Genomic DNA, 24,345 nt, shown 5'->3' with positions numbered 1-24,345 from the left:
TCTATGACAGCAATTTAGCGATCCGAGGTGTGCAAAAACTGTGAGTTTCGTCTGCGCGCTTAAGCGCCGTCCGGAAGTTTGGCAGAATTGTCGTCCGGATCGTCGTCAAACACCTTGCGGGTTTTTACACCCTGAAACTTGGCGAAGGCTTCCATCGTCTTCACAGGGAAAAACGTGGATTTGATGCTCTCGAAACCGGGCAAACGGCCAAGAATGGCGCTGGTTGATTGCGAACAGGATGCCTTTGGCACCGCGCCGTAGGCCGCCGCTTCTTTGATCGCCTGCTCTGCGACTTCTGGCGAAACCTGCAGCTCTTGCAGCACCGTGTGATAGGTCTCGCGGGTGTGGTAATCCACGTAGACGTCGACCATGCGGTCGGTCATCCCGTAATGCAGGTCATTGCGTTCCGGCGCGTTGGGGCTCCACCATGTTCCTGCGGGGTCCCAAACGACCCGTTGAGACCCGTTGATCAACAAGCCAGTATGGCCACCCGCACCCGACCGGTTGTTTATCACCGTGATCAAAGTAATCGAAGCTGGGCCGCTATGCCGGTAAGCCTTGGCACGGACTTCTTCTTCCGGCGCCCAAACAGGTTCGGCCCCGCAAGCTGCTACAAAAGCAACCAGCCAAATTGATAAAAACAATCGTTTCATTTGTGACCGGATTACCCGTTCACCATCGCCAGCAGAACCAGAAAAATCAGGATGCCGATGACCGCGTATGTGGTGAATTTTACGAAACCTGCGAAGGTCTTCTCGTGGTCGCTGGTATCCATGGAGCCATGTTTGTGCTCAGCCATTGGTCTTCTCCGTTGTTGGCGTTTTGGGTGAAGTAGCGGATTCTCTCACCGCTGTCACGCGTCAGGGAGACGCGGGCGCAGCAAGATCATGCTTTTTCCAGAACTTCCGCCAGCCTGAACCCGATGCGGTTGGGTTCAGGCTGATCCACATGCTTGGGCAGCGCCCTCAATTGCACATTCAACTGGCTGACATGCTGGATTTGTTGCGTCCGCGCGCCGCCCAAATCAGCGCCATAAAAAGTAATGACATCAGGTGCGTAAAATCCGATTCCCTCGATGCGCATGACGCCTGTATCGCCACCCACGAAACCCATCGCGATCTCATGGTCGTTATCGAGCTTTTCTTCGAAGTTCTTGATGTAGAGGATTATCCGCTCGTATGCCCATTCCGCCGGTGATTTCTGCTCTATCGGCGTTTTGCACATCGACTCGGGGAGCGGCTCTTCTTCGGGCGTCGGGCTACATTCATTTACGTGAACGACACCCGCACGGCGCAATGCATAGGCTTCAACTGCCTCGGCAGTGGTCTCGATTTTGTCATCCATGCCTCAAGCCCCTTTGCGCTGGTAAACATATGCCCCATCTTCGCGCAAAGACCGGGTCGCTTGTCCAGCCAAATATAGGTGAGCACAATGCGCCACGCTTTCGACCAAGGCCAACCCGTACTCACCGCCACGGATTTCACGCTTGAACAGCGGCAGGAAACACTCATGAGCGGTTTTGGGGGTGTCGAGGTGCTGCAATAGCCGCTCCAACGCGCCGTGATGATTGTCGATCAATTGTCGCATCCGCAGTGGCAGGCCAGTAAACGGCAGTTTGTGGCCGGGCAAAACCAGCTGGTCCGGCGTCGCATAGGCCCCAAGCCGCTCGCAGGCCTCCAGCCAGTCTGAAACGGGGTCGGCCTCCGGCTCGGTCGGATACACACCGAGGTTCGGGCTGATTGAAGGCAGCAGCTGGTCGCCGCCCAATACGACACCATCCGCCCACAAGGTCGCGTGTTCCGGTGCGTGGCCATTGCCCATACGCACTGTCCAGCCCCGACCGCCTGCACTCAGCGTGTCACCTTCACGGACACGACGATACCCAAGCGGCATTGGCGCAACGCAATCGGCAAAATTGAATGGTCGCTCAGCTGCCCGTTGCGCAAAAATCGCAGGCTCCATACCGGCGCGTTTCCAGAACTGTAGAGATTCCGCCGTGGGGCGATCCTGCTCGTCCAGCACCAGCATCCGTGCCATGAGCCACGCGGTGCGCGTTGTCACCAGTTCCGCACCATGTTCGGACTGGAACCAACCCGCCATGCCAATGTGGTCGGGGTGATGATGGGTCACGATCACGCGGCGAACCGGCTTGCCCGCCAGAGGCCCGGCAAGCAGCTTTTCCCAGATCGCGACGCCGCGTTTGGAATGGAAACCCGTATCAACAATCGTCCACGCATCCCCGTCATCCAGCGCATAGATATTGACGTGGTCCAGCTTCATCGGCAGCGGCAGGCGCATCCAAAGGATGCCTTCCGCGACCTCTATGGCTTCGCCCTCTGCGGGGATATCGGGGAACGGGTAGCGGAGCGTTCCGCTCAAGCCACCAAATCCTCTTCGCTCAAGGCGTATAAGTCATCTGCCCCTTGGCGCGCTTGATCAGCCAGACTTCCATGCTCTGGCAGAAGACGCTGAATGAAGATCGTCGCCAAACGCCCGCGCGCGCTGTCCAAGCCCGCAGCGTTCGCGGCACAGAGGTGGTAGTAGCCCCCCAGAACACGCGCGAACATCCGCAGATAGGAAACAGCGCCTGCAAACCGGTCATTCATCTCCTGCTCAACCAACCATTCCGTGGTTTCGCGCAAGGTTTCAGCTGCGGTGAAGACAGGGCCTGCCAGCTCTGGCATTGTCGCTTTGCAGCTTTCCGCATATGCCTCGATCTCGTCGATCAAAGCATAAGCCGCCTCACCGCCATCCATCATCTTGCGGGCCACAAGGTCCATCGCCTGAATGCCGTTAGTGCCCTCGTAAATCGCCGTCACCCGCACGTCGCGCAGGTATTGAGCCGCGCCGGTTTCCTCGATGAATCCCATGCCGCCATGGACTTGAATGCCTTGTTGCGCGACCTCGATACCGGTGTCCGTGCCAAACGCCTTGGCAATTGGTGTCAGCAAGGCGGCGCGGGCAGTCCATTCAGGGGCGCCTGTGGCCGTTTGCATATCAATCGCCGCCGCACAGGCCGCTGCGATCGCGCGGGCCACGAAGACATCCGCCTTCATCTGCGCCAGCATCCGGCGCACGTCGGCATGGCCCAAGATCGTCTCGCCCTCGGCCGCTTTGCCCTGCTTGCGCTCCTGCGCGTAGGTCAGCGCATGTTGATAGGCGGCTTCCGCCACCGCAACGCCCTGACCGCCAACGCCCACGCGTGCGTTGTTCATCATGGTGAACATCGCGGCCATGCCGCCATGAGGCTTGCCCACCAGCCAGCCCGTCGCGCCGTCATATTGCATCACGGCAGTGGGCGAGCCGTGCAGGCCCATTTTATGTTCCAGCGATACCACTTTCAGCGAGTTCGCCACGCCAGGCTTGCCGTTCTCGTCAGGGATCAGTTTGGGCACCATGAACAGCGAAATGCCCTTCGTGCCGGGTACACCGTCTGGCAAACGGGCCAGCACCAAGTGGCACACGTTTTCGCTGAAGTCGTTATCTGCCCAGCTGATGTAGATTTTCTGACCGGAGATCGCGTAAGTGCCGTCGCCATTGTCCTCGGCCTTCGACTTCAACGCCCCCACGTCAGAGCCCGCCTGCGGCTCCGTCAGGTTCATCGTGCCGCACCACTCGCCCGAGATCAGCTTGGGCAGGTAAAGGTCCTTGATCGCGTCGGACGCATGATGCTCGAGCGCCTCGATCTGGCCTTGGCTCATCAGCGGGTTCAGCTGCAACGCAAGGCAGCTGCCTCCCATCATTTCGTTTACCGCATTCTGAATGGAAAACGGCAGCCCCATGCCGCCGTATTCGGGGCTGGCGGCCATGCCGATCCAGCCCCCTTCCGCGATGGCTTTGTAGCCGTCCGCAAAGCCCGGCGATGTACGCACGACACCGTTTTCCAGCTTTGCGGGGTGCAAGTCGCCATTGCGGTTCAACGGCGCAAGGACCTCGTTCGACATTTTGGCTGCTTCATCAAGAATTGCCGAAACCATGTCCGGTGTCGCCTCCGCAAAGCGTTCGGTTGCAGCGACTTTGTCGAACCCGACGACATGGTCGAGCAGGAATTGGTAGTCAGCGGCGGGGGCACGATAAGGCATATTCAGTCCTCGAATAGGTGTCACACGGCTTTGCAACGGGCCGTCGGATCAGATAAGGGGTCCATCATCAATACCGTTCACTGTGCCGCTCCGACGCCAAGGCATCAAGCGAAACGCAACGTCAAAATTGGGCCATCCCTTATGACCGACCTCGACACGCTTTTACTTGGCCCCGCCGATTTGGCCAAGGTCGCCAAGATGTTGCAGTCGGGACAGCTTGTCGCTTTCCCCACAGAAACGGTCTACGGTTTGGGCGCTGATGCGCGAAATGGCTCCGCCGTCGCCGCCATTTACGCCGCCAAAGGGCGGCCCAGTTTCAACCCGCTGATCGTCCATGTTGCCAGCATGGAACAAGCCGAAGCGCTGGCCCATTTCGACCATGACGCCCGCGCTTTGGCACAAGCGTTCTGGCCCGGCCCGTTGTCATTGGTCCTTCCCCTGAAGGACGGGCACGGGCTGTCGTCACTGGTTACCGCAGGTCTTGATACCGTCGCCATCCGGATGCCCGCGCAGCTCTTGGCTCGGGACTTGCTTGCACTGGCCGACTGCCCCGTCGCCGCCCCTTCGGCCAACCCGTCCGGACAGATCAGCCCTACAACCGCAGCGCATGTGTTGGCGGGCCTGTCAGGCCGGATCGACGCTGTGTTGGATGGCGGCCCATGCAAGGTTGGCGTGGAAAGCACCATCGTCGCGACCTCCCCCCTTCGCCTGCTGCGCCCCGGCGGCTTGCCCGTGGAAGCGTTGAACGCCGCTTTGGGCAGCCCTCTCGCCGAAGACACCAACCCCGACACGCCCAGCGCGCCCGGTCAGCTGGTCTCGCATTACGCCCCGAATGCCCGCGTGGCGCTCAATCAAACCGACGGTGCTTTCATGCTGGGGTTCGGGGCAGTCAACGGGCAGCTCAACCTCTCGCCCTCTGGTGATCTGCATGAGGCGGCCGCCAATCTGTTTGCGATGTTGCGACAGATGGACGAGTTGGCCTCCGACACTGACACAATCCGCGTCGCCCCGATCCCGATGACGGGGCTTGGCCTCGCGATCAATGACCGCTTGACGCGTGCCGCAGCACCAAGATTAGGCTGACCCGCCGCCCGGTGACAAGAGCAACGGGTTGATCCCCAACAGGTCAAGCGCACCCTCCCATTTGGCCTCGTTAGCGCCCTTGAACACCAAATCGCTGTCTGCATCACAAATCAGCCAGCCATTGCGCTGAATTTCGTCTTCCAGCTGCCCCGGCCCCCAGCCAGCATAGCCCATGGTCAGCAGGCACCGCTCCGGCCCCTCGCCAAGCGAGATGTCTTCTAGAATATCAAGCGTCGCTGTCAGCCCGTAGCCGCCTTCGATCGTCAAAGTGCTATCGTCGCTGTGATAATCCGGCGAATGCAGCACGAACCCGCGCCCATAATCCACCGGCCCACCAACATGTACCCTGATCTCGCGGGACCGCGGCGCTTCGGGGATGTCCAACTGCTTCAGCAGGTCGTTAAACTTCAAATCCCGAGCTGGCTTGTTGACGATAAGCCCCATCGCCCGCTCCTCGGAGTGGGAACACATGAAGATCACGGACCGCTCGAAGCGCGGGTCGCCCATATCCGGCATCGCGATCAGCAGCTTGCCTGCCAGCTTGGTCGAATCAAAACTCATGCCCTCAAGGTGGCGGCAAGCGACGGCTCATTCAAGCGACCTTAAGAGCGCAGGTCGCAACTTGTGTCAGCGCATCGCCTAAACGTGAGTTTATTGTCATATTCGGAACGGCTATCGACGTTGCAATGACACTCAACCGCATCACCCAGTTCCTAGCCACTTGCGCCACCAGCCTCGCGTTGATTACCCCCGCGACAGCGCAGGTGGTGCAATATGATGCTTCCGATGTGGTGAAGGTGACGATGCTGAACGGGTGGCGCGCAGATGGCGGGCGCCATTTCGCCGCGCTCAAATTCGATTTGGCCCCCGGCTGGAAGACCTTTTGGCGCGCACCAGGGGATGGCGGCTTCCCCACGCGGTTGAACTGGTCATCATCGCAAAACCTTAAGGACGTGACGATCCTTTGGCCAAAGCCGCAGGTGTTTCGCCAGAACGGTTTGCGCTCCATCGGGTATCACACTGAATTCGTTCTGCCGCTGTCTTTTCAGGCAACCTCTGATGGTCCCATCTTCGTCGACGGCCAACTGAATTTCGGTGTTTGCGACGAATTCTGCCTTCCGGTGACGCTCGACCTGCACCTGATGTTGCCGCCCGAGCAAACAACTCCCGTTGAGGAAATCGCGGCAGCCCTAGGCAAGCAGCCGATCAGCGCAGCGCAGGCCATGGTGCGGCAGGTCAGGTGCCGGGCCTCCGTCCGTGACGGCCGCGCGTGGATTGACGTAGAACTGCTCATGCCGCCGCTCGGGGGTAAGGGCGAAGCGATGGTGATCGAAGCGTCAGACCCAAGCCTTTGGATCAGCGAGCCGTTCATCACACGGGTTGGCGACACCCTAAGCGCAACAGCCGAGGTGATCACCCGCAACGGCAAGCCGTTTCGCCTGAATTTGGAACGCCTGCGACTAACCGTTCTGACGACCCAACGCGCGGTCGACATCCACGGCTGCTCCTAGGTCTGTTTTCGACGCAGAGCGCCATGCGCCACCGCAGCAACCAGCCAGCTGATTGCCAGCAATACGCCGGTCCCCGCCAAAAACAGCAAAAGCGCCGAGGACACTTGAGAGCCTTCCCCCGCGACACTGGCAAGCGGGCCCGGAAGAGAACCGCTGAAAATTGCGCTGCCCAATGTCGCGGCAAAAAGCCCGACGACAGCAGCGACCAGCCCGAAAGTCACCCAACGAAGGCCACCCGCGGATTGAACCGCGCGGCGCAGCGCCTTCACCTGCCTCGACACATCCGCCTGCATGGCCATCAAGGACGGAACAACCAACAGCACCAGCACCAGCCCGAAGCCAAGCCCGTAGCACAACGTGACCACAGTCGGCTTCAGAAATTGCGCCTGTGACGATGTTTCAAACAAGAGCGGCGCAAGACCCAGAACCGTCGTCAAGGTCGTCAGAAGAACAGGCCGCAACCGGTCCGCTGCCCCGTCAATGATCGCGGGAATCAGGCCCCGTTCCTGAGCGTATTCATCCACCGTCGAGACCAGAACAATCGAGTCGTTGATGATGATGCCTGTCATGCCGATCAGCCCGACCACGGTGAACATCGACAACGGAATATCCCAAGCGTTGTGGCCGTAAATCGTCCCGACGAGCCCGAATGGGATAATCAGCATAATGACGATGGGCCGCGTCCAGCTGGAGAATACCCACGCCAGTGTCAGGTATATGCCGATCAGGCAAAACAGGAAGCCAAGGCCGGCATCCGTCAGAAACTCCGCTTCTTGTTCGGCCAAGCCGGACATGTTGGTGGCCACGCCAAAATCCTGCTCGATCATCGGCAAAATGGTGTCCTCGAGGCTTGCCATGATCTCCTCGGCACGCACGGGATCGTCCTCGGAAATGTCGCCCGTCACCGTCACCAGACGTATGCCGTTCTCCCGCCGCACAGTGGAGAACCCCGATTGCCGGACAACGGCCACGATGTCGCTCAGCGGGACATACTCGCCGGACTGCGCGCGCAGGAATGTCCGCTCTAGGAAGTCGGCTGTCAGCTCTCCCCTTGGCAACTCAACGCGGATCGCGGCAGATCGCGGGCCGTCGGGATAGGTCGCGGCCTCAATGCCATTTAGCCGGTTGCGCAACACGCGCCCCAAGTCGTCGATGGTGAAGCCCAACGCTTGGCCTTGTGCGGTCAAATCAAGGATCAATTCTTCCTTGTCATAGGCAAGATTGTCCTCAAGCGCCGAGACCTCCGAGAATTTAGCGAGCGCGGTTTTCAACCTCTCAGCCGCTTGTTTCAAGGTTTCCGCATCGGCGCCATAAATCTGCACGTCCAGCGCATCACCGCCCGGACCGGAGCGCCATCCACGGAAGCTGACCGTCTCCAGCATCGGATGGCGGCGCACAGCATCCTGCAACTCGCCCACGAACTGGAAGCTGGAATAGGACCGCAGGTCGGCGTCGATCAACTCGATCGCAATCGAGCCAAGCTGGTCGCTGTCCTTGGTTTCCTGTCCGGCCAAGCCGCGCCCTGTGGTGCCGCCAACCTCGGCCAGCACATAGTCGATGGGATTGCGCCCGTGCTCGGCCTCGTATTTTGCAGCCAGCTCGTCCGTGGCGCGCTGCATCTCGCGCATCATCTCGATCGTGTCGTCGCGGGTTGCCCCGGGTAGCATGGCGAAGTTACCAGAAATGGAGCCTTGTTCAGGCGCGTTGAAGAACCGCCATGTCACGTCGCCTTTGATGAACAACGCGGCCTGCGACATCAACAAAAGCAACGCACCTGCCATCACCGGATAGCGCGCCCAGATCACACCCGCGATGAAGGGACGAAAGACATTTTCCCGCACCCAGTCAAACCCGCGCGTCACCGTGCGCGACGGCCAGTCATACCAGCGTTCCTTCGCTTGCGCGGCCAAGGCGTGCGACATGTGGTTCGGCAATATCAGGAAGCACTCCACCAGCGACGCCAGCAACACCACGATCACTGTAAACGGAATGTCTGCGATCAGATCGCCGAAACGCCCGCCAACAGCGACCAAGCCGAAGAACGCGATCACCGTGGTGATTGTCGCCGCAAACACCGGCTGTGCCATGCGCCGCGCCGCGTTTTCAGAGGCGGTGGCCGGATCTTCGCCCAGCCTTGAGGCCCGAAAATCGGCGTGTTCGCCCACCACGATGGCATCATCGACCACGATCCCGAGCGTGATAATCAACGCAAAAAGCGAAATCATGTTGATGGTAATTCCCGCCGCATACATCAGCGCAATGGCCCCGAGCATCGCAACGGGAACCCCCGCAGCCACCCAGAACGCGGTGCGGGCATTGAGAAACAGGAACAGCAGCAAGACCACCAGCCCAAGCCCGACAAGCCCGTTATCAAGCAGGATGTTCAAGCGTCCGGTGATAGCCTCTGAGCGGGTGCGGATCAGGTCGACTTTGGTGCCTTCGGGCAGCGTCAGCTCCAGATCTTCCGCAACCTTCTGAACCGTCTCCTGAATGGCAATGGCGTCACCGCGGTTGCTACGGTCGACCCGCACAGAGACCGCAGGATTCTCGCCCACAAAATAGGCCCGCTCGCGGTCGGTTCCTTCAACAAAAATGCTCGCCACATCGCCAATTGTCAGCTTGGAGCCGTCAGCATTGGACCGCAGAACAATCCCTGAAATCTGGTCTGCGCTGCGTTTGGCCACCCCCGTGCGCACACGGGCATTCGCCCCGTCCACGTCGCCCGCCGGATCGGCAGAGGCTTCGCCGCGAATGGCTTCGGCAATTTCGGCCATCGTGACGTCGTTGCGGATCAGCGACAGCGAGGACACCTCGACAATCGTTTCGGGAGCAGCCACGCCCCGAATAGTGGCCCGCGTCACACCAGCCGCAAACAGTCGCGTTACAAATTCGTCGGCAAACCGCCCCAACTGGTCGACGGAGACAGGGCCGGTAATGACGACATCCGTCACCCTGTCACGCCACGCCCCCCGTCGCACATTCGGCTCTTCGGCGTCGTCAGGCAGGTTCGATACGCTGTCGACAGCCACTTGCACGTCATCCGCGGCACGCGACATGTCCCAGTCAGGCTCGAACTCAAGGCTGATATTGGCGCTGCCTTCGCGCGATTGGGAGCTGGAGCTTTCCACCCCCTCAACCGACAACAACGCAGGTTCAAGCAGCTGGACAATCGCCCCATCGACATCGTCCGCGCCGGCCCCGTCCCACTGAACGCTGACCGAGACGTTATCAATTACAACATCAGGAAAAAACTGCGTGTTCATGCGCGGTACGGCGGCAGCGCCAATCGCGATCATCATCACCAGCAATAGGTTCGCGGCAGTGCGGTGGCGCGTAAAATACGAAAGCACACCACCGGTTTTGGATGCGATGACATCCCTCATGGCCTAGCTTCCCATCCGGCTTTCAAGCCGCTCGATCATGTCAGCAGGCACCTGCGGTTCGGCCAGTCGAACCAACATGCGGGTTTTAACCTCGTCGGGAATGCGGGTATTCGCCTCGACAAATGCAATCAGCTTAGCGCGGCGATCTTGGTCCAATTCGACCATTTCCGGCTCCTCGGGAGCCGCGCGATCACCGCGCAGCGGTTTAACCTTGATGCCGGCCCCCAACAGTTGCGAGCGTTCGGCGACAATCTCACGACCCTGAAGGCCGCGCGCGCGCACTAACACATCATCACCCTGCCGCCGCAGAACGGTGACCTCTGCGTTCTCCAGCCGGTCTTCGTCGCCCAAGACCAGCACTGTGCCAGCCGCATCGACGGCAGCAGACGGCACAACCGCCACGCGTTCCAACGCGGGCTCCTCAATCGCGACCGTCACAAAGTCGCCGGGGCGCAGCCCGCCTGTGTCAGTCAGTTCCGCAAACAGAAGCCGTCCCGTGGTGCCTTCACTGACAGCGGCGCTTTCGCGGGTCATACGGCCCTGAAAGCTCAGGTCAGTGCCAAGCACATCCAGCGTGACGGTAACGGGCGCGACAGTAAGCTTTCCTTCACTATCCAAAAGCCGTGCATATTGCGCGGTGGACACACGGAAAGACACTTCCAGATCGTCAGGATCAATCAGTTCCGCCAGTTGCTCGTTATTGGCGACAAGCCCGCCTTCGGTAGCAGTCACGCCGGACAGCCGCCCGTCAAAGGCTGCGAACACTTCGGTGTCTGCCAACAGACGCTCCGCATTCGTCAGGTTGATGCGGCGTCGCTCGATCAGGGTTTGCGTCTGGCTTACCCGCGCTTCGGCCTGTTGGATGGCTTGCCGGCGCGACAGGACCGATTGCTTGGCGCTGGCTTCCGCAAGTTCCGCCGTCTCGACGGTCGCTTCAGTACCGACACCGCGCGTTTTCAGGTCGCGCTGGCGTTGAAGCGCGCGCGCGCGCAAGGCCAGTTGTTCTTGCGCAGCCGCCAAATCGTCCTGTGCCAGCGCCAAAGCGTTGCGTGCTTCGCGCAGGTCAGCCTCGGCTTCGACCAAATCGGTGCGGGACACATCTACGGCTGTCTGGGCATCCGCAGGATCAATACGCGCCAGAAGCTGTCCCTTGCGTACGGTGCCCCCTTCTTGGAAATCCGGTGACAGTTCAACCACAGTACCACCGACCGGTGCCCTTAAATCCAGCGTGCGGCGGGACCGCACTTCGCCAAAACTGGTCAGTACGGGGGTAACGGTTGCAGGCTCAAGTGCGACGACATTGACCGAGAATACCCGTTCGCGGGCCGGTCGCGTCACACCTTCCCGCGCCCAACGCTCCTGCAAGGAGCTATAGATCGTGTTGCCGCCCACAGCGAGCAGGCCCACTGTCAGGGCCATCAGAAACAAGCCGACAAGGCTACGGCGGAAAAAGCGCATGGGCGATCGGGCTCCGAAAAATCACTTATAACATGTAGAGCGCAAACATGCGCACGTCCAACTCCACTGACTTAAACGTGTCGTTCCGTCATTTCCGTCGCTTGTGCTCGTCCAATCGCGGAAAAATCTCCACAAAGTTGCAAGGACGGTGACGATAATCCAGTTGTAGCGACAGAATCTCATCCCACGCATCCTTGCAAGCGCCGGGACTGCCCGGCAGCGCAAACAGGTATGTCCCGTTCGAGACTCCGCCTGTGGCTCGGCTTTGAACGGCGGATGTCCCGATCTTATTCATCGAGACGATGGTGAACACGGTTCCAAAAGCCTCGATCTCTTTCTCATACACATCGCGATGCGCCTCAACGGTGACATCACGGCCCGTCAGCCCCGTGCCGCCCGTCGTCAGGATCACGTCAATTTCAGGGTGCGCACACCACGTGCGAAGCTGTGCGGCAATCTCGGCCCGCTCATCGCGCAAGATCATGCGGTCCGCCAGCTTGTGGCCCGCGGCTTCCAACCGGTCCACCAGCGTCGAGCCGGATTTGTCGTCGTCGGGCGTGCGCGTATCCGACACGGTCATCACTGCAATCCGGACCGGCACAAAGTCCTTGCTTTCGTCAATGCGGCTCATAGGGGCTCCTTTCGAAGCACGGCACAGATCTTCAGCCGCGCAGCCTGTCCTTTAAACTTAACAAATCCGCCCATGTCTCGCGTTTGGCATGGGGCATCCGCAGCAAATATGCGGGGTGAAGCATTGGCAGCGCCGGTTTGCCAAACACCTCGTCCCACTGGCCGCGCATTTTAGTGATCCCTTTGCGGCCCAAAAGCGCCTGACAGGAATGGTTGCCCATCAACACCAGAAAATCCGGATCGGCGAGCGCGATGTGACGCTCCAGAAACGGCAGCATCATCGCCACCTCGTCGGGCTTCGGGTCGCGATTTTGGGGCGGGCGCCACGGCAGGACGTTGGTGATATAAATCGGGTTCTCGGCATGGTCGCGACCATGATCAATGGCAGCAAACATCGCGTCCAGCAGCTGACCGGCAGGCCCGACAAACGGCTTGGCTTGCTGATCCTCTTCGCGACCGGGGGCCTCGCCGATCACCATAACCCGCGCACCGACAATCCCATCGCTGAACACCAGATTGCGGGCGCCGTTTTTCAGGTCGCAATGCGGAAAGGACGCCATTGCCGCCTTCAACCCTTCCAGATCTTGCGCGCCTTGAGCCAGCTGGCGGGCGATGCCCACAGCGTCGGGGCCTTGCTGCGTCACAACAGGCGCGGCGGCGGCAGGTTCGGGCTTGGCGGCTTTCGGGGCTTCTTTGGGCACCTCATAGCGGTTGATCGGCACGTCCCCGATCGCCTCGTCAGCGCCAAGGTCCACATGCCAGTCCAACAGCGCTTTGGCCGTATGAAAGTCCAGTCCCGATTCCATGGGGGTAAACCTAGTCTGGCCGCACTGGCCCCACAATGGCATAACCGTCGCAGGGCGGCCTTGCCCGACTGAACGCTCCCCCTTATAACCCGATAAAATCACGAGAGGGCCTCCATGACATTCCGCGCGAAGCATCTGCTAGGGATTGAACATCTTGCCCCCGATGAAATCACCACCCTGCTTGATCTGGCCGACCAATATGTCGACCTGAACCGCCGCGACGTGAAACATTCCGACACGCTGGCGGGCCTGACCCAGATCAACATGTTCTTCGAGAACTCCACCCGCACGCAGGCGTCGTTCGAAATCGCAGGCAAGCGCCTAGGCGCCGATGTGATGAACATGGCGATGCAGGCGTCTTCGGTGAAGAAGGGCGAAACCCTGATCGACACCGCCCTGACGCTGAACGCCATGCACCCCGACCTTTTGGTCGTGCGCCACCCGCATTCGGGTGCGGTGGATTTGCTGGCCCAGAAGGTCAACTGCGCCGTGCTGAACGCGGGCGACGGGCGGCACGAACATCCCACGCAGGCCTTGCTGGACGCCCTGACCATCCGCCGCGCCAAGGGGCGCCTGCACCGCCTGTCTATCGCCATTTGCGGTGATATCGCCCATAGCCGCGTCGCGCGCTCCAACATCCTGCTGCTGGGCAAAATGGAAAACCGCGTCCGCCTGATCGGCCCGCCAACCCTGATGCCATCAGGCATGGAGGAGTTCGGCGTCGAAGTGTTCGAGGACATGCGCAAGGGCCTCAAAGACGTGGAAGTGGTGATGATGCTGCGCCTCCAGAAGGAGCGCATGGATGGCGGCTTCATCCCGTCCGAGCGCGAGTATTACCACCGCTACGGGCTGGACCCGGAAAAGCTGTCCTACGCCAAATCCGACGCCATCATTATGCATCCCGGCCCGATGAACCGCGGCGTAGAGATTGACGGCGTGCTGGCCGACGACATCAACCGAAGCGTAATCCAAGAGCAGGTCGAAATGGGCGTCGCCGTCCGCATGGCCGCCATGGAGCTGCTCGTGCGAACGCGGCGCGAGGCCGCGCAAGAGCAAGGGGTGATGGTGTGAACGAACCCAAAGACCCGCGCACCTCTGGCAAGGTGGCCATGTATGCCCTGCTCGGCATCTTTGCGTTCACGGGTCTTATGATTTGGCTGGGGGGCTGACCAATGGACAATCCACTCGAGATATCGAAACACGAAACCGGTTTGCTACGCGTATTCCAAATCACCGACGACGTGGCGCTCCCCTATTCGTTGAAGGGTGACAGCGAAAACTTGGAGCGCGCCTTGGGGGGCACACGTCTGGACCCACAAGAAATGCAGAGCCTAAATGCAGGTGAGCTTTCCGAGGATGAATTGAGACGCCTGCTGGTCGAGGGCTATGACATCGCTCCGGAAGCCGTCAACATGTCGAAAATTCCACATACCACATCCGCGTTGATGCTGATCCGCAGCGCCGCGTTTGAGAAAAAACCTGTGCTGTTGAAGCTAACTGAAAACGCCAAGCTGGTCGCCACCTTCACCGAAGGCCGCGCCCCCGCGCCGAAGTTTACCCCGCTGGACAGCGACGCCGCCAAAGGTGTGCTCGAGGGCCCCGCGGCCGATGCGAAGCAAGGGCGTGGATTTGGGGCGCGACTGGCGGTGATCGCGATGGCGGCGATGGTTTCGGCCGCCGCAATCATGTACTTTTATTACACGGGGCTTTGATGGCTGACCTGCTTTTAACCAACGCGCGACTGATCGACCCCGAGGCCGGAACGCTGACTCTTGGCGCTTTGCTCGTCAAGGACGGGCGGATAAACGAAATATTAACGCAAGATGTTGATCTGAATGACAAAAGGTTCCCCGCGGGGAACCGTGTGGACTGCGGCGGCAAGTGCCTTGCCCCCGGCATCGTGGATATCGGCGTGAAGGTTTGCGAACCCGGCGAGCGGCATAAAGAAAGCTTCCGCACGGCAGGGCTGGCGGCAGCAGCAGGTGGGGTCACCACCATGGTCACCCGCCCCGACACCATTCCCACGGTCGACACCCCCGAAACGCTGGAATTCACCAAACGTCGCGGCGCGGAGATGGCCCCCGTCCGCATCGCGCCGATGGCGTCGCTGACCAAAGACCGCGCAGGCCGCGAGATGGTCGAGATGGGTTTCCTGATGGACGCAGGCGCGGTGGCGTTTTCCGATGGCGACAACGTGGTCACCGACAACAAAGTTCTCAGCCGCGCGATGACCTATGCCCGCGGCCTTGGCGCGCTGGTCATGGGCCACCCGCAAGACCCGGGATTGTCGAAAGGCAGCGCCGTGACGTCGGGCAAGTTCGCCTCGCTACGCGCGCTACCCGCCGTTTCCCCCATGGCGGAACGGATGGGGCTGGAGCGGGACTTAGCCTTGGTCGAGATGACCGGCGTGCGCTACCACGCCGACCAGATATCCACGGCCGTGGCCCTGCCGGTTCTGGAACGCGCCAAGGCGGCCGGTCTGGACGTAACCGCTGGCGTGTCGATCCATCACCTGACGCTGAACGATCTGGACGTCGGCGACTACCGTACCTTCTTCAAGGTCAAGCCGCCGCTACGGTCCGAAGATGACCGCGTGGCGATGGTGGAGGCCGTGGCGTCCGGCCTGATCGATATTATCTGCTCAATGCACACGCCGCAGGACGAGGAAAGCAAACGCCTGCCTTACGAGGAAGCCGCGTCAGGCGCAGTTGCCTTGGAAACCCTACTGCCCGCAGCAATGCGTCTGTTGCATGTCGGTGCGATAGACCTGCCGACTCTGTGGCGCGCGCTGTCTCTGAACCCCGCCAAGCGGCTAGGTTTGGAAGGGGGTCGCCTAAGCGTCGGTGCGCCCGCCGATCTGGTGCTGTTCGACCCTGATGCACCGTTCGTGATGGATCGCGAAACGCTCCGGTCCAAATCCAAGAACACCCCGTTTGACGGGCAACGGATGCAAGGCCGCGTGCTGCGCACCTTCGTTGGTGGCACGGAGGTGTATGCCCGTGCCTGAGATCGTTACCGCCCCCTACCTTCTGGTTTTCGTCGCCGTCGCGTCCTACCTGCTCGGCTCCATCCCCTTCGGGTTGGTCATTGCCAAGGCCATGGGCCTCGGCGACCTGCGCCAGATCGGATCGGGCAATATCGGGGCCACAAACGTGCTGCGCACCGGCTCCAAAAGCGCCGCTTTGGCGACGTTGTTGCTGGACGCGGGCAAGGGCGGCATCGCGGTTTTGCTGGCACGGTTCTTCATCGGTGAGGATGCCGCGCAGCTGGCAGGGCTGGCCGCCTTCATCGGCCACATCTTCCCCGTCTGGCTGAATTTCAACGGCGGCAAGGGCGTCGCGACATACCTTGGCACCCTGCTGGCGCTGTCGTTCTTCGCGGGGCTGGCGGCTTGCCTGACATGGCTGGCCTTCGCGCTGGCTTTCCGGATTTCGTCGCTCGCCGCATTAGCCGCAGCGGCGCTGATGCCACTTTGGCTGCACTTCATGGGCCTGCCAAGTTACGTGATGCTGGCGGCGTTGCTGGGCGCGCTGATCTGGATGCGCCATGCGGGCAATATTCGTCGAATTCTGAGCGGTACTGAGAAAAAAATCCAACTTAGGAAAAGCTGATGGGACCGGTCGCAGCCCTCCGCTCCTGCCTTTCAAAAAGCTTTCAGTGGCGCGGGCGCGCAGCGCGGGCGGAGTTCTGGTGGTTTTTCGTGATCTTCTACGGGGGCCTGATTGTCACCGCCATCTACACCATTCTCTCGGTGGAATCCGGCGATGATGTGCTTTGGCCGCCAGTGGTCTTCCTGCTGGGGCTGTTTCCGGCATCCCTCGCCGTGATGGCGCGGCGGTTGCATGACAAAGGGCTGACCACGTGGTTGGTGCTTTTGGGTGTTGTGCCTTTCGGCCAGCTTGCCCTGCTGATCCTTGCGGTCTTGCCGGGTGACGAGGGACCGAACGGGTATGGCGACGACCCGCTGGGCCGCGCCAAGCCGGAGGGGCTGACCTATGGTAGCTCCCGCGTTCCGTTGGTCCGCGACAACGACTAGTAGCTGTACTCGTCGTAGATACGGCTGAGGTCGCCGTTCCAATCGCCGTGATACTTTGCCAGCAATTCATCCGCAGGGGTTTGGCCCGTCTCGATGCTTTCCTTCAAGGCGTTCAGGAAATGCGTCTCGTCCGGAACCAAGCCACCGGCGCCGGGTTTGGCGCGGGCTTTCAGGCCGGCTTCGGAGATCGCGACCACCTCGCGGGCAAGGTCGATCATCTTCATGCCGTTCACTTCCGCCGCCAAACCGTCGACGGAGGCAGCAACGCGCCATGCCTCGCGGGTCTCGGCGTCCCAGCCTTTGGCGACGTCCCACGCGGCGTCGAGCGCGGTTTGGTCATAACAAAGCCCCGTCCAGAACGCAGGCAACGCGCAAAGCCTGCGCCACGGACCACCATCCGCACCGCGCATTTCGATGAACTGCTTGACCCGCGCTTCGGGGAATACTGTGGTCAAGTGGTCGGCCCAGTCTGACAGCAACGGCTTTTCACCCGGCAAAGCAGGTAATTTACCTTTCAGGAAGTCGCGGAAGGACATGCCCAGCGCGTCGATATATTTGCCGTCGCGGTAGACGAAATACATCGGCACATCGAGCACCCATTGCACCCATGCCTCGAACCCCATGCCTTCATCGAAGACGAAAGGCAGCATGCCGGTGCGGTCGTCATCCAGCGCGCGCCAGATGCGGGAGCGCCATGATTTGTGGCCGTTGAGCTTGCCTTCAAAGAAAGGCGAGTTGGCGAAAAGGGCCGTGGCCACGGGTTGCAATGCCAAGGCGACGCGCATCTTTTGGACCATGTCGGCCTCGGAGCCGAAATCGAGGTTCACTTGCACGGTGCAAGTGCGGCGCATCATGGCGGTGCCCATGGTGCCGACTTTTTCCATGTAGTTGTTCATCAGCTTGTAGCGGCCCTTGGGCATGAGGGGCATTTCCTCATGGCTCCATTCCGGCGCGGCCCCGAGGCCGATAAATTTGACGCCAATCTCGTCGGAGACGGACTTCACCTCGGCCAAGTGGATGTTTACCTCATCGCAGGTTTGGTGGACGGTCTCCAAAGGTGCGCCGGACAGCTCAAGCGCACCGCCGGGTTCCAACGAAACGTTAGCGCCATCCTTGGTCAGGCCGATCAGGTACCCGCCTTCCTCAACAGGTGCCCAGCCGAAGCGGTCGCGCAAGCCGGACAGGACGGCGTTGATGGAGCGGTCGCCCTCATAGGGCAGCGGTTTGTGGGTGTCTTGGCAGTAGCCGAATTTCTCGTGCTCGGTGCCAATGCGCCAATCTTCCTTGGGCTTGCAGCCGTCGGCCAGCAGTTGCGCAAGTTGGGAATGGTCGGTGATCAGGCCGCCGCCGGATTGGGGAATGGACATGTCGGAGGCTCCGCCTAACTGGTTTGACGTCTAGGGGTGAGGCGATTTGCGGGGGATGTCAATGCAGGCGAACCGGCTCTTTGGCCCAGATCACAAAGCTGTCAGGGGTGGTCGACCCCATGGCGCGGATCGCGGCCTCGAAATCCACACCCTTCAATGGTGCCAGCGCGTCAAACAGCTGGGCCGCCCCTTCGGCAGAGTTGGGGATCAGCAGGCGGGGTCCGCCGTTTTCTTCCAGTAGCCAATGGATGTCTTCGGCAAACGGCCCTTGGTCGTTGGTCAGGATGGTCACGCGCGCCAGATCATTAATCGACACGGCACCGCCACCAAGGGGGGCGAAATAGGTGATTTGGCGCTCGTCCACCTCGACCACGCCGGGGCCGTCATGGCGTTTGGAAGTTAGGCGTGCGCGACGCCATGCCGTCCATGAGATTGCGAGGCCTGCGACAGCAAACACCCCGCCGATGCCCTGCCAGAGCAGGCCGTGAAGATTGAAGATCATCACGCCAACCACAGTGATTGCCGCGCCGACCAGCAGCTCGAAATAGCGCCAGAACAGGTCTTGCAGTTCGGGACGGATCACACCCAGTCCCCGAGGGCTGTTTGCCAAAGTGCCAAGGCCGCGACGGCGGCTGTGTCAGCGCGCAGGATGCGCGGGCCGAGGCTGATGGCGTGGCTGTTGGAGTGGTTGCGGAGGATGTCCCGTTCGCGTTCGGAGAAGCCGCCTTCGGGACCGATGACGATTGCCCACGGTCCTTGGGGCAAATCATTCAGGCGGGACGGCTCCCCCGCCATGGATTCGTCGCAGAACAGAAGGTGGCGATCCTCGGGCCATGTGTCGAGCATGGCGGACAGCTTCTGGATATTCGCCACCTCCGGCACATAAGTGCCGCCGCATTGTTCTGCGGCCTCGATGGCGTGGGCTTGCAGCTTGTCCTGCCGGATGCGGTCTGAATTGGTGTAGTCGGTGTTTACGGGAAAAATCTTGGCGGCCCCCATTTCGGCAGCTTTTTCCACGATGAAATCCGTGCGGGCCTTTTTGATCGGCGCGAACAGGAGCCACAGGTCGGGGGGCGTTTGCAGGGGCAAGGTCTGCTGCTCGCAGACCACCATGCCGCGCCGCTTGGCGGCGTCGACGACGCGAGCGGTCCATTCGCCGTCCTGACCGTTGAACAGGGCGACCACGTCACCGACGCCAAGGCGCATGACGTTGAAAAGATAATTCGCCTGCGGCTGCGTCATCGGGACGGAATTGCCCTGCCCCAATGGCTGCTCTACAAACAACCTGATTTTTGCGCGTTCCATGGGGCTGAACATATGAGCGAGACACGCCAAACGCCAGAGGGCCAAGTCATTGATGCTGTCGATCAGAACTGGGTCGACACTTGGGCCCCCGCTGTCACCCGTCCCTATCTGCGGTTGAGCCGTGCCGACCGGCCTATCGGGACGTGGTTGTTGCTGCTGCCGTGCTGGTGGGGTGTCTTGTTGGCGGCCGCCGCCGACCCTGCTGGACTTAGCTGGTTTGACCTCTGGATCATCGTGGGCTGCGCCTTGGGCGCGTTTTTGATGCGCGGCGCGGGGTGTACTTGGAACGACATCAGCGACCGTGACCTTGATGCGCAGGTTGCGCGTACCAAGTCGCGACCGCTGCCGTCGGGGCAGGTGACGGTCAAGGGCGCCGTGATCTGGATGGCTGTGCAGGCCTTGGTGTCCTTCTTCATTTTGCTCACCTTCAACACCGCAGCCATTGTGCTGGGCATTCTGGCGCTGCTGCCAGTCGCGATCTACCCGTTTGCCAAGCGGTTCACATGGTGGCCGCAGGTGTTTCTGGGACTTGCGTTCAACTGGGGTGCACTGCTGGCGTGGACCGCGCATACGGGGTCTTTGAGTGCCGCTCCGGTGATTTTGTACCTCGCCGGTATCTCGTGGACGCTGTTTTACGACACGATTTACGCCCACCAAGACAAAGAAGACGACGCGCTGATCGGTATCAAATCAACCGCGCGGCTGTTTGGCGAGGACTCTGTTTGGTGGTTGCGCCTGTTCATGGCAGTGTCGGTCCTGTTGATGGCCATCGCCATCATCGTGGGGCTTGTTCCTGATGCAAATATTATGGCTTTGACGCTCGCCCTATCGGGGGCGTGGGCTTTCGGGTGGCATATGGTCTGGCAGTTGCGCCGTCTGGATACCGAGGACTGGACCGTCTGCATGCGCTTGTTCCGATCCAATCGCGACGCGGGTCTAATTTGTGCGCTGTTTCTTGCCGCTGCGGCGTTGCTGTGATTGAACAACCCAGCCGTCCGCTTTAGACGGTATGAGTGCCTTGCCGCACCTTCAATGGTAGACGAACCGTATGAGACTAAAGACAATTGCTGCTTTCTGCTTTGCTGCCGCCCTATCCGTTGGGGGCGCGTGGGTGTCGGCTGGGCTGGTGGAGACCCGATCTGCGGAGGTTGTGACCTCCAAGCTGATCGACGGGGAGCACGATTGGACAACTGTCACCACAGACGGACTGCTTGTTGCTTTGGGCGGGGAAGCCCCTGACGAAGCCACCCGTTTTCGCGTTGTATCTGCCGTTGGAGCGGTGGTTGATCCCGACCGGATCGTCGACAACATGGATGTGAAGGCGCGTGAAAAAATCGAAGCGCCGCGTTTTTCGGTCGAGATGCTGCGCAATGGCGAAGGTATCTCGTTGATCGGGCTGATCCCGCCTACCGAGGAAGGCGACAGTATCGCCGACCAGCTGCGTGATCTGGCCGAAGGGTCCGAGATCACCGACCTTCTGGAAACCGCCAATTACCCGGTGCCCGCCAACTGGGAGCCGGCACTGGCGTATTCGATCAAAGCGCTACGCGATCTGGAACGCTCGAAAATATCTGTGTCCGCCGACCTGATCGAAATCACGGCCATTTCCGATAGTCCCGACAGCAAACGGCGCATCGAATCGCAACTGGCCCGCAGCGCGCCAAACGGGGTGCGCCTTGCTCTGAATATTTCTGCGCCGCGACCGGTCATCACGCCGTTCACCCTTCGGTTCACGCTGGATGCGGAAGGTGTGGCCGCTTTCGACGCCTGCTCTGCCGATACCGAAGAAACCAAGCGCCGTATTCTTCTTGCAGCCAGTGCCGCAGGCCGCATCGAGAAGCCGGAATGCGCCATCGGGCTGGGTGTCCCATCCCCCAACTGGGCCAAAGCTGTCGAGGTTGCGATTGCGGGGCTCAAAGATGTTGGTGGCGGCTCTTTGACGTTTTCGGATGCCGACATCACCATGGTAGCACTTGATACGACCGGCCAAGGCACCTTTGACCGCGTGGTCGGTGAAGTCGATGCGGCGCTGCCCGAAGTGTTCTCGCTGCACGCGGTGCTGCCGGAGAAAGTCGTTGTGGACGGCACCGGTGCAGAGGCCGCTATCGAGTTCGTCGCGACCCGAAGCCCGGAAGGTCTGGTGCAACTTCGCGGCAGGCTGCCCGATGACAATGTCGAACAGATTGTTGGCTCGTTCGCACGCGCGCAGTTTGGCAGCGACAAGGTCTATTTGGCAACGCGCGACGATTCCACGCTTCCGGAAAGCTGGCCCGTACGTGTGCTGGCAGCGCTTGAGGCATTGGCAAGTTTGGAAAACGGCAGCGCTGTCGTTCAGAAAGACTATGTCGAAATTCGCGGCGTCAGCGGTGACCAATCGGCTTCGGATACCATCTCCAGAAAGCTTGCAGACAAATTGGGCGACTCGGAGAATTTCGAGGTAAATGTCCGGTATGACGAGATGCTGGACACAACCCTGGACCTTCCGACACCCGAAGAATGCGTGGCGCGGATAAACACGATCCTGAACTCGGCCAAGATTGTGTTCGAGCCGTCATCCTCGGAGATTACAGAGGCCGCAGGTCGCACGGTTGACCGGATCGCGGAGATTGCAAAGCAATGCGAGCGTGTGAGGATGGAAATTGGCGGCTACACCGATAGCCAAGGCCGCGAAGAAATGAATACGGCCCTGAGCCAACAACGCGCAGATGCGGTGCGGGCAGCATTGCTAGCTCGTAGAGTTCTGACGAGCAACATCTCCTCCAAGGGGTATGGCGAGACTGACCCGATTGCCGATAACGACACCGCTGACGGGCGGGAAGCCAACCGCCGCATCGAGTTCAAGCTGTTGACAGACGCTCGTGCGGCGGCCACAGACGAGCCTGAGGGCGACACAACTGAAGCAGAAACCGAGACACCAAGTGAATAGATCAGAATTCATCATCGCCACCGCATTCATCCTGTTTCTGGCGTTCTGTGTCGGCTGGTTCACCTGCTGGCTGGTGCAACGGTTCAGCCGCGTGACCACGGCGGATGTGGCAGAGCTGGACGAGATGGCCAAAGCCCTGCACGACGCCGAAGAGACCCGCGATCAGGCGATCACCTATCTGCAACAGCGTGAGGCAGAGCTGACCAACCAGCTGTCACAGACCGAAGCGGAGTTGAGGGCGGCAATGGACGGGTTGCGCGATGCGCGCCACGAGGCGGAAGAGCTGCGCGGCTATATCGAGCGGGCCAACCAAGGCGCCTGACGGGGCCTCCGGCGGGAATATTTTTGCCAAGATGAAGCCGGAAACGCGCTAGTCCCAACGATTGAGCGCATCCTCGTCACTGTCTTTTGCGGCAACCCATTCTGATCCGTCGGAGGTGATTTCTTTCTTCCAGAACGGCGCGCGGGATTTTAGGTAGTCCATCAGGAACTCTGCTGCTGCGAAGGCGTCAGCGCGGTGTCGCGATGCCGTGGCGACCATCATGATATTATCACCCGGCTCCATGGTGCCGAACCGGTGGATCACCAGCACGTCTGCGAGGCTCCAGCGTGTTTGCGCCTCTTCGCAGATCTGCATCAAGGCGCGTTCGGTCATACCGGGGTAGTGTTCTATCTGCATGCGGGATAGCCCGCCGGAGACATCCCGGGTCACCCCAGTGAAGCTGACCACCGCGCCGATGTCAGTGTCGCCGTTGCCGAAAGCGTTGAGTTCCGCGCCCGGATCAAACGGGGCTTCCTGCACGACGACACGCATGGGTCAGCCGCCCGTCATGGGCGGGAAGAACGCGACCTCGCGCACGCCGTCCAAGGGTGCATCGAATTCGGACAAGTCCTGATCCAGTGCCACGCGCAAGGCCGACAGGTCGGAGAACGCCAGCGCGTAGCGGTCCTCGCGCGCGCGGAGTTCTTCAACCAGGTCCATTACCGTCACGGCAGAGGTCTGGAGCTTTTCTTTCGGGATGCCGATGCGTTCCCGCACCCAAGCGAAGTACAAAACGTCGATCATGTTTTACCCTCCTCTCGCAGAAAGGGCATCGCCTTGCGCAGATAATCCCATCCGGTGATCAAAGTCAGAAGCGCAGCTGCCCAGAGCAAAACAGCGCCAATGTTGAAGGTGATCTCGGCGGCACCCGCGAACCATGTCAGGCCAAGCGGGTCTTCGGCCGCGCCCGACATGATGGCGTCCAGCGTTTCGTTATCCATGCCGGAGGTGCGGTCTAAAAACTCGTGCTCGAACAAGCCGGTGGCGAATAGCACCGCGATGGCGGTCATTTGCGCCGTGGTTTTCCACTTCGCCAGATTGGTCACCTTCAACAGGCCAGCCGTGTCGCCAAGGAACTCGCGCAGGCCCGAGACGAAGACCTCGCGGAACATGATCAGGGTCGAGGGCAGCAGCACCCACGGGTTCATGCCGGAAAAGCCTGTGATGACCAGCAACGCGATGATCACCATCGCCTTGTCGGCAATCGGGTCCAGCATCGCGCCGAACTTGCTTTCCTGCTTCCATGCGCGCGCGAGGTAGCCATCGATCCAATCCGTCAGCGCCGCCGTTACAAACAAAATGAGCGCAAACCAGTCGGCCCACGGTCGCTGAAAATACAGAAACATGACAGCCACGCCCGGGGCCGCCAACAAACGCAGAAGCGTCAGGATATTAGGAATATTCCACGTCATGCGCCATATGTAGCCGAGGGTCGC

The 24,345-nt window shown here is 60.6% G+C and carries 26 protein-coding genes; 10 read left to right on the top strand and 16 right to left on the bottom strand.

Features of this window, described 5'->3' with window-relative positions; genetic code table 11:
• Nucleotides 1–59: 59 nt before the first annotated feature.
• The 5 genes from BUB72_RS14290 to BUB72_RS14270 form a co-directional block, all read right to left on the bottom strand.
• Nucleotides 60–653, bottom strand: a complete 594-nt coding sequence (locus BUB72_RS14290) for a hypothetical protein (RefSeq protein WP_073145067.1) — start codon at nt 651–653, stop codon at nt 60–62.
• A gap of 11 nt (nt 654–664) precedes the next feature.
• Nucleotides 665–799, bottom strand: coding sequence for an aa3-type cytochrome c oxidase subunit IV (locus tag BUB72_RS14285; RefSeq protein WP_073145064.1), 135 nt, complete (start codon nt 797–799; stop codon nt 665–667).
• Between the two features lie 86 nt (nt 800–885).
• Nucleotides 886–1,344 carry a DUF6173 family protein gene (locus BUB72_RS14280; protein WP_073145061.1) on the bottom strand — a complete coding sequence of 153 codons (459 nt, stop codon included), beginning with the start codon at nt 1,342–1,344 and terminating at the stop codon, nt 886–888.
• Between the two features lie 3 nt (nt 1,345–1,347).
• Entirely contained in the window at nt 1,348–2,379 is a 1,032-nt protein-coding gene (locus BUB72_RS14275; protein WP_073145059.1) for an MBL fold metallo-hydrolase, read from the bottom strand.
• On the bottom strand, nt 2,376–4,082 hold the full coding sequence (locus BUB72_RS14270; RefSeq protein WP_073145056.1) for an acyl-CoA dehydrogenase: 1,707 nt from the start codon (nt 4,080–4,082) through the stop codon (nt 2,376–2,378). Before BUB72_RS14270 ends, BUB72_RS14275 begins: the two co-directional genes overlap by 4 nt.
• Nucleotides 4,083–4,223: 141 nt before the next feature.
• On the opposite strand from BUB72_RS14270, the gene BUB72_RS14265 reads away from it, so the two are divergent.
• A complete protein-coding gene (locus tag BUB72_RS14265) occupies nt 4,224–5,165 on the top strand; it encodes an L-threonylcarbamoyladenylate synthase (protein WP_073145053.1) in 942 nt (313 codons plus the stop codon).
• Here the strand turns inward: BUB72_RS14265 and BUB72_RS14260 are convergent.
• Nucleotides 5,157–5,726 (bottom strand): YqgE/AlgH family protein, encoded by a 570-nt coding sequence (locus BUB72_RS14260; RefSeq protein WP_073145051.1) that lies wholly within the window; start codon nt 5,724–5,726, stop codon nt 5,157–5,159. The genes BUB72_RS14265 and BUB72_RS14260 overlap by 9 nt on opposite strands.
• Before the next feature lie 125 nt (nt 5,727–5,851).
• On the opposite strand from BUB72_RS14260, the gene BUB72_RS14255 reads away from it, so the two are divergent.
• Nucleotides 5,852–6,676, top strand: a complete 825-nt coding sequence (locus BUB72_RS14255; RefSeq protein ID WP_073145048.1) for a protein-disulfide reductase DsbD domain-containing protein — start codon at nt 5,852–5,854, stop codon at nt 6,674–6,676.
• Here the strand turns inward: BUB72_RS14255 and BUB72_RS14250 are convergent.
• The 4 genes from BUB72_RS14250 to BUB72_RS14235 all read right to left on the bottom strand — a co-directional run bounded on the left by BUB72_RS14250 (nt 6,673) and on the right by BUB72_RS14235 (nt 12,953).
• On the bottom strand, nt 6,673–10,059 hold the full coding sequence (locus BUB72_RS14250) for an efflux RND transporter permease subunit (RefSeq protein WP_073145045.1): 3,387 nt from the start codon (nt 10,057–10,059) through the stop codon (nt 6,673–6,675). The two genes, BUB72_RS14255 and BUB72_RS14250, sit on opposite strands and share 4 nt — an antisense overlap.
• 3 nt (nt 10,060–10,062) lie before the next feature.
• Nucleotides 10,063–11,517 carry an efflux RND transporter periplasmic adaptor subunit gene (locus tag BUB72_RS14245; protein WP_073145042.1) on the bottom strand — a complete coding sequence of 485 codons (1,455 nt, stop codon included), beginning with the start codon at nt 11,515–11,517 and terminating at the stop codon, nt 10,063–10,065.
• Nucleotides 11,518–11,605: 88 nt separating this feature from the next.
• Entirely contained in the window at nt 11,606–12,148 is a 543-nt protein-coding gene (gene moaB / locus BUB72_RS14240; protein ID WP_073145040.1) for a molybdenum cofactor biosynthesis protein B, read from the bottom strand.
• Between the two features lie 31 nt (nt 12,149–12,179).
• The gene (locus BUB72_RS14235) at nt 12,180–12,953 is read right to left on the bottom strand and encodes a uracil-DNA glycosylase (RefSeq protein ID WP_073145038.1); all 774 of its coding nucleotides are present in this window, start codon (nt 12,951–12,953) and stop codon (nt 12,180–12,182) included.
• A 114-nt stretch (nt 12,954–13,067) separates the two neighbouring features.
• On the opposite strand from BUB72_RS14235, the gene BUB72_RS14230 reads away from it, so the two are divergent.
• From BUB72_RS14230 to BUB72_RS14210, 5 genes are all read left to right on the top strand, one after another.
• The gene (locus tag BUB72_RS14230; RefSeq protein WP_073145035.1) at nt 13,068–14,024 is read left to right on the top strand and encodes an aspartate carbamoyltransferase catalytic subunit; all 957 of its coding nucleotides are present in this window, start codon (nt 13,068–13,070) and stop codon (nt 14,022–14,024) included.
• A gap of 101 nt (nt 14,025–14,125) precedes the next feature.
• The gene (locus BUB72_RS14225; RefSeq protein ID WP_073145033.1) at nt 14,126–14,665 is read left to right on the top strand and encodes a hypothetical protein; all 540 of its coding nucleotides are present in this window, start codon (nt 14,126–14,128) and stop codon (nt 14,663–14,665) included.
• Nucleotides 14,665–15,960, top strand: a complete 1,296-nt coding sequence (gene pyrC, locus BUB72_RS14220; RefSeq protein ID WP_073145030.1) for a dihydroorotase — start codon at nt 14,665–14,667, stop codon at nt 15,958–15,960. Before BUB72_RS14225 ends, pyrC begins: the two co-directional genes overlap by 1 nt.
• The gene (plsY, locus tag BUB72_RS14215) at nt 15,953–16,564 is read left to right on the top strand and encodes a glycerol-3-phosphate 1-O-acyltransferase PlsY (protein ID WP_073145475.1); all 612 of its coding nucleotides are present in this window, start codon (nt 15,953–15,955) and stop codon (nt 16,562–16,564) included. The genes pyrC and plsY overlap by 8 nt, the downstream gene beginning before the upstream one ends.
• Nucleotides 16,564–16,989 (top strand): DUF805 domain-containing protein, encoded by a 426-nt coding sequence (locus BUB72_RS14210; RefSeq protein ID WP_073145028.1) that lies wholly within the window; start codon nt 16,564–16,566, stop codon nt 16,987–16,989. Before plsY ends, BUB72_RS14210 begins: the two co-directional genes overlap by 1 nt.
• On the opposite strand, the gene BUB72_RS14205 is transcribed toward BUB72_RS14210, so the two are convergent.
• Genes BUB72_RS14205 through BUB72_RS14195 form a run of 3 tightly spaced genes read right to left on the bottom strand, consistent with a single transcriptional unit; the run spans nt 16,986 to nt 19,661 of the window.
• On the bottom strand, nt 16,986–18,356 hold the full coding sequence (locus BUB72_RS14205) for a glutamate--cysteine ligase (RefSeq protein WP_073145026.1): 1,371 nt from the start codon (nt 18,354–18,356) through the stop codon (nt 16,986–16,988). The two genes, BUB72_RS14210 and BUB72_RS14205, sit on opposite strands and share 4 nt — an antisense overlap.
• Before the next feature lie 58 nt (nt 18,357–18,414).
• Complete coding sequence (locus BUB72_RS14200) at nt 18,415–18,939, bottom strand: hypothetical protein (RefSeq protein WP_073145024.1); 525 nt, start codon at nt 18,937–18,939, stop codon at nt 18,415–18,417.
• The gene (locus tag BUB72_RS14195) at nt 18,936–19,661 is read right to left on the bottom strand and encodes a 16S rRNA (uracil(1498)-N(3))-methyltransferase (RefSeq protein ID WP_073145472.1); all 726 of its coding nucleotides are present in this window, start codon (nt 19,659–19,661) and stop codon (nt 18,936–18,938) included. Before BUB72_RS14195 ends, BUB72_RS14200 begins: the two co-directional genes overlap by 4 nt.
• 12 nt (nt 19,662–19,673) lie before the next feature.
• On the opposite strand from BUB72_RS14195, the gene ubiA reads away from it, so the two are divergent.
• The 3 genes from ubiA to BUB72_RS14180 all read left to right on the top strand — a co-directional run bounded on the left by ubiA (nt 19,674) and on the right by BUB72_RS14180 (nt 22,909).
• Nucleotides 19,674–20,639 (top strand): 4-hydroxybenzoate octaprenyltransferase, encoded by a 966-nt coding sequence (gene ubiA, locus BUB72_RS14190; RefSeq protein ID WP_073145022.1) that lies wholly within the window; start codon nt 19,674–19,676, stop codon nt 20,637–20,639.
• A gap of 70 nt (nt 20,640–20,709) precedes the next feature.
• Entirely contained in the window at nt 20,710–22,587 is a 1,878-nt protein-coding gene (locus BUB72_RS14185; RefSeq protein WP_073145020.1) for an OmpA family protein, read from the top strand.
• Nucleotides 22,580–22,909, top strand: a complete 330-nt coding sequence (locus tag BUB72_RS14180) for a hypothetical protein (RefSeq protein WP_073145018.1) — start codon at nt 22,580–22,582, stop codon at nt 22,907–22,909. Before BUB72_RS14185 ends, BUB72_RS14180 begins: the two co-directional genes overlap by 8 nt.
• 48 nt (nt 22,910–22,957) lie before the next feature.
• Here the strand turns inward: BUB72_RS14180 and BUB72_RS14175 are convergent, their stop codons facing one another.
• Genes BUB72_RS14175 through pgsA form a run of 3 tightly spaced genes read right to left on the bottom strand, consistent with a single transcriptional unit; the run spans nt 22,958 to nt 24,321 of the window.
• Nucleotides 22,958–23,401, bottom strand: a complete 444-nt coding sequence (locus BUB72_RS14175) for a molybdenum cofactor biosynthesis protein MoaE (RefSeq protein WP_073145015.1) — start codon at nt 23,399–23,401, stop codon at nt 22,958–22,960.
• Nucleotides 23,402–23,404: 3 nt separating this feature from the next.
• Nucleotides 23,405–23,653, bottom strand: a complete 249-nt coding sequence (moaD, locus tag BUB72_RS14170) for a molybdopterin converting factor subunit 1 (protein WP_139250691.1) — start codon at nt 23,651–23,653, stop codon at nt 23,405–23,407.
• Nucleotides 23,650–24,321 carry a CDP-diacylglycerol--glycerol-3-phosphate 3-phosphatidyltransferase gene (gene pgsA, locus BUB72_RS14165; protein ID WP_073145013.1) on the bottom strand — a complete coding sequence of 224 codons (672 nt, stop codon included), beginning with the start codon at nt 24,319–24,321 and terminating at the stop codon, nt 23,650–23,652. Before pgsA ends, moaD begins: the two co-directional genes overlap by 4 nt.
• Nucleotides 24,322–24,345 lie beyond the last annotated feature (24 nt).

The sequence above is a fragment of the Litoreibacter ascidiaceicola genome (assembly GCF_900129235.1).
In the GTDB taxonomy this organism is placed as follows: domain Bacteria; phylum Pseudomonadota; class Alphaproteobacteria; order Rhodobacterales; family Rhodobacteraceae; genus Litoreibacter; species Litoreibacter ascidiaceicola.
The sequence above is the reverse complement of the archived record's forward strand: the minus strand, read 5'-3'. Positions and strand labels throughout refer to the sequence as shown.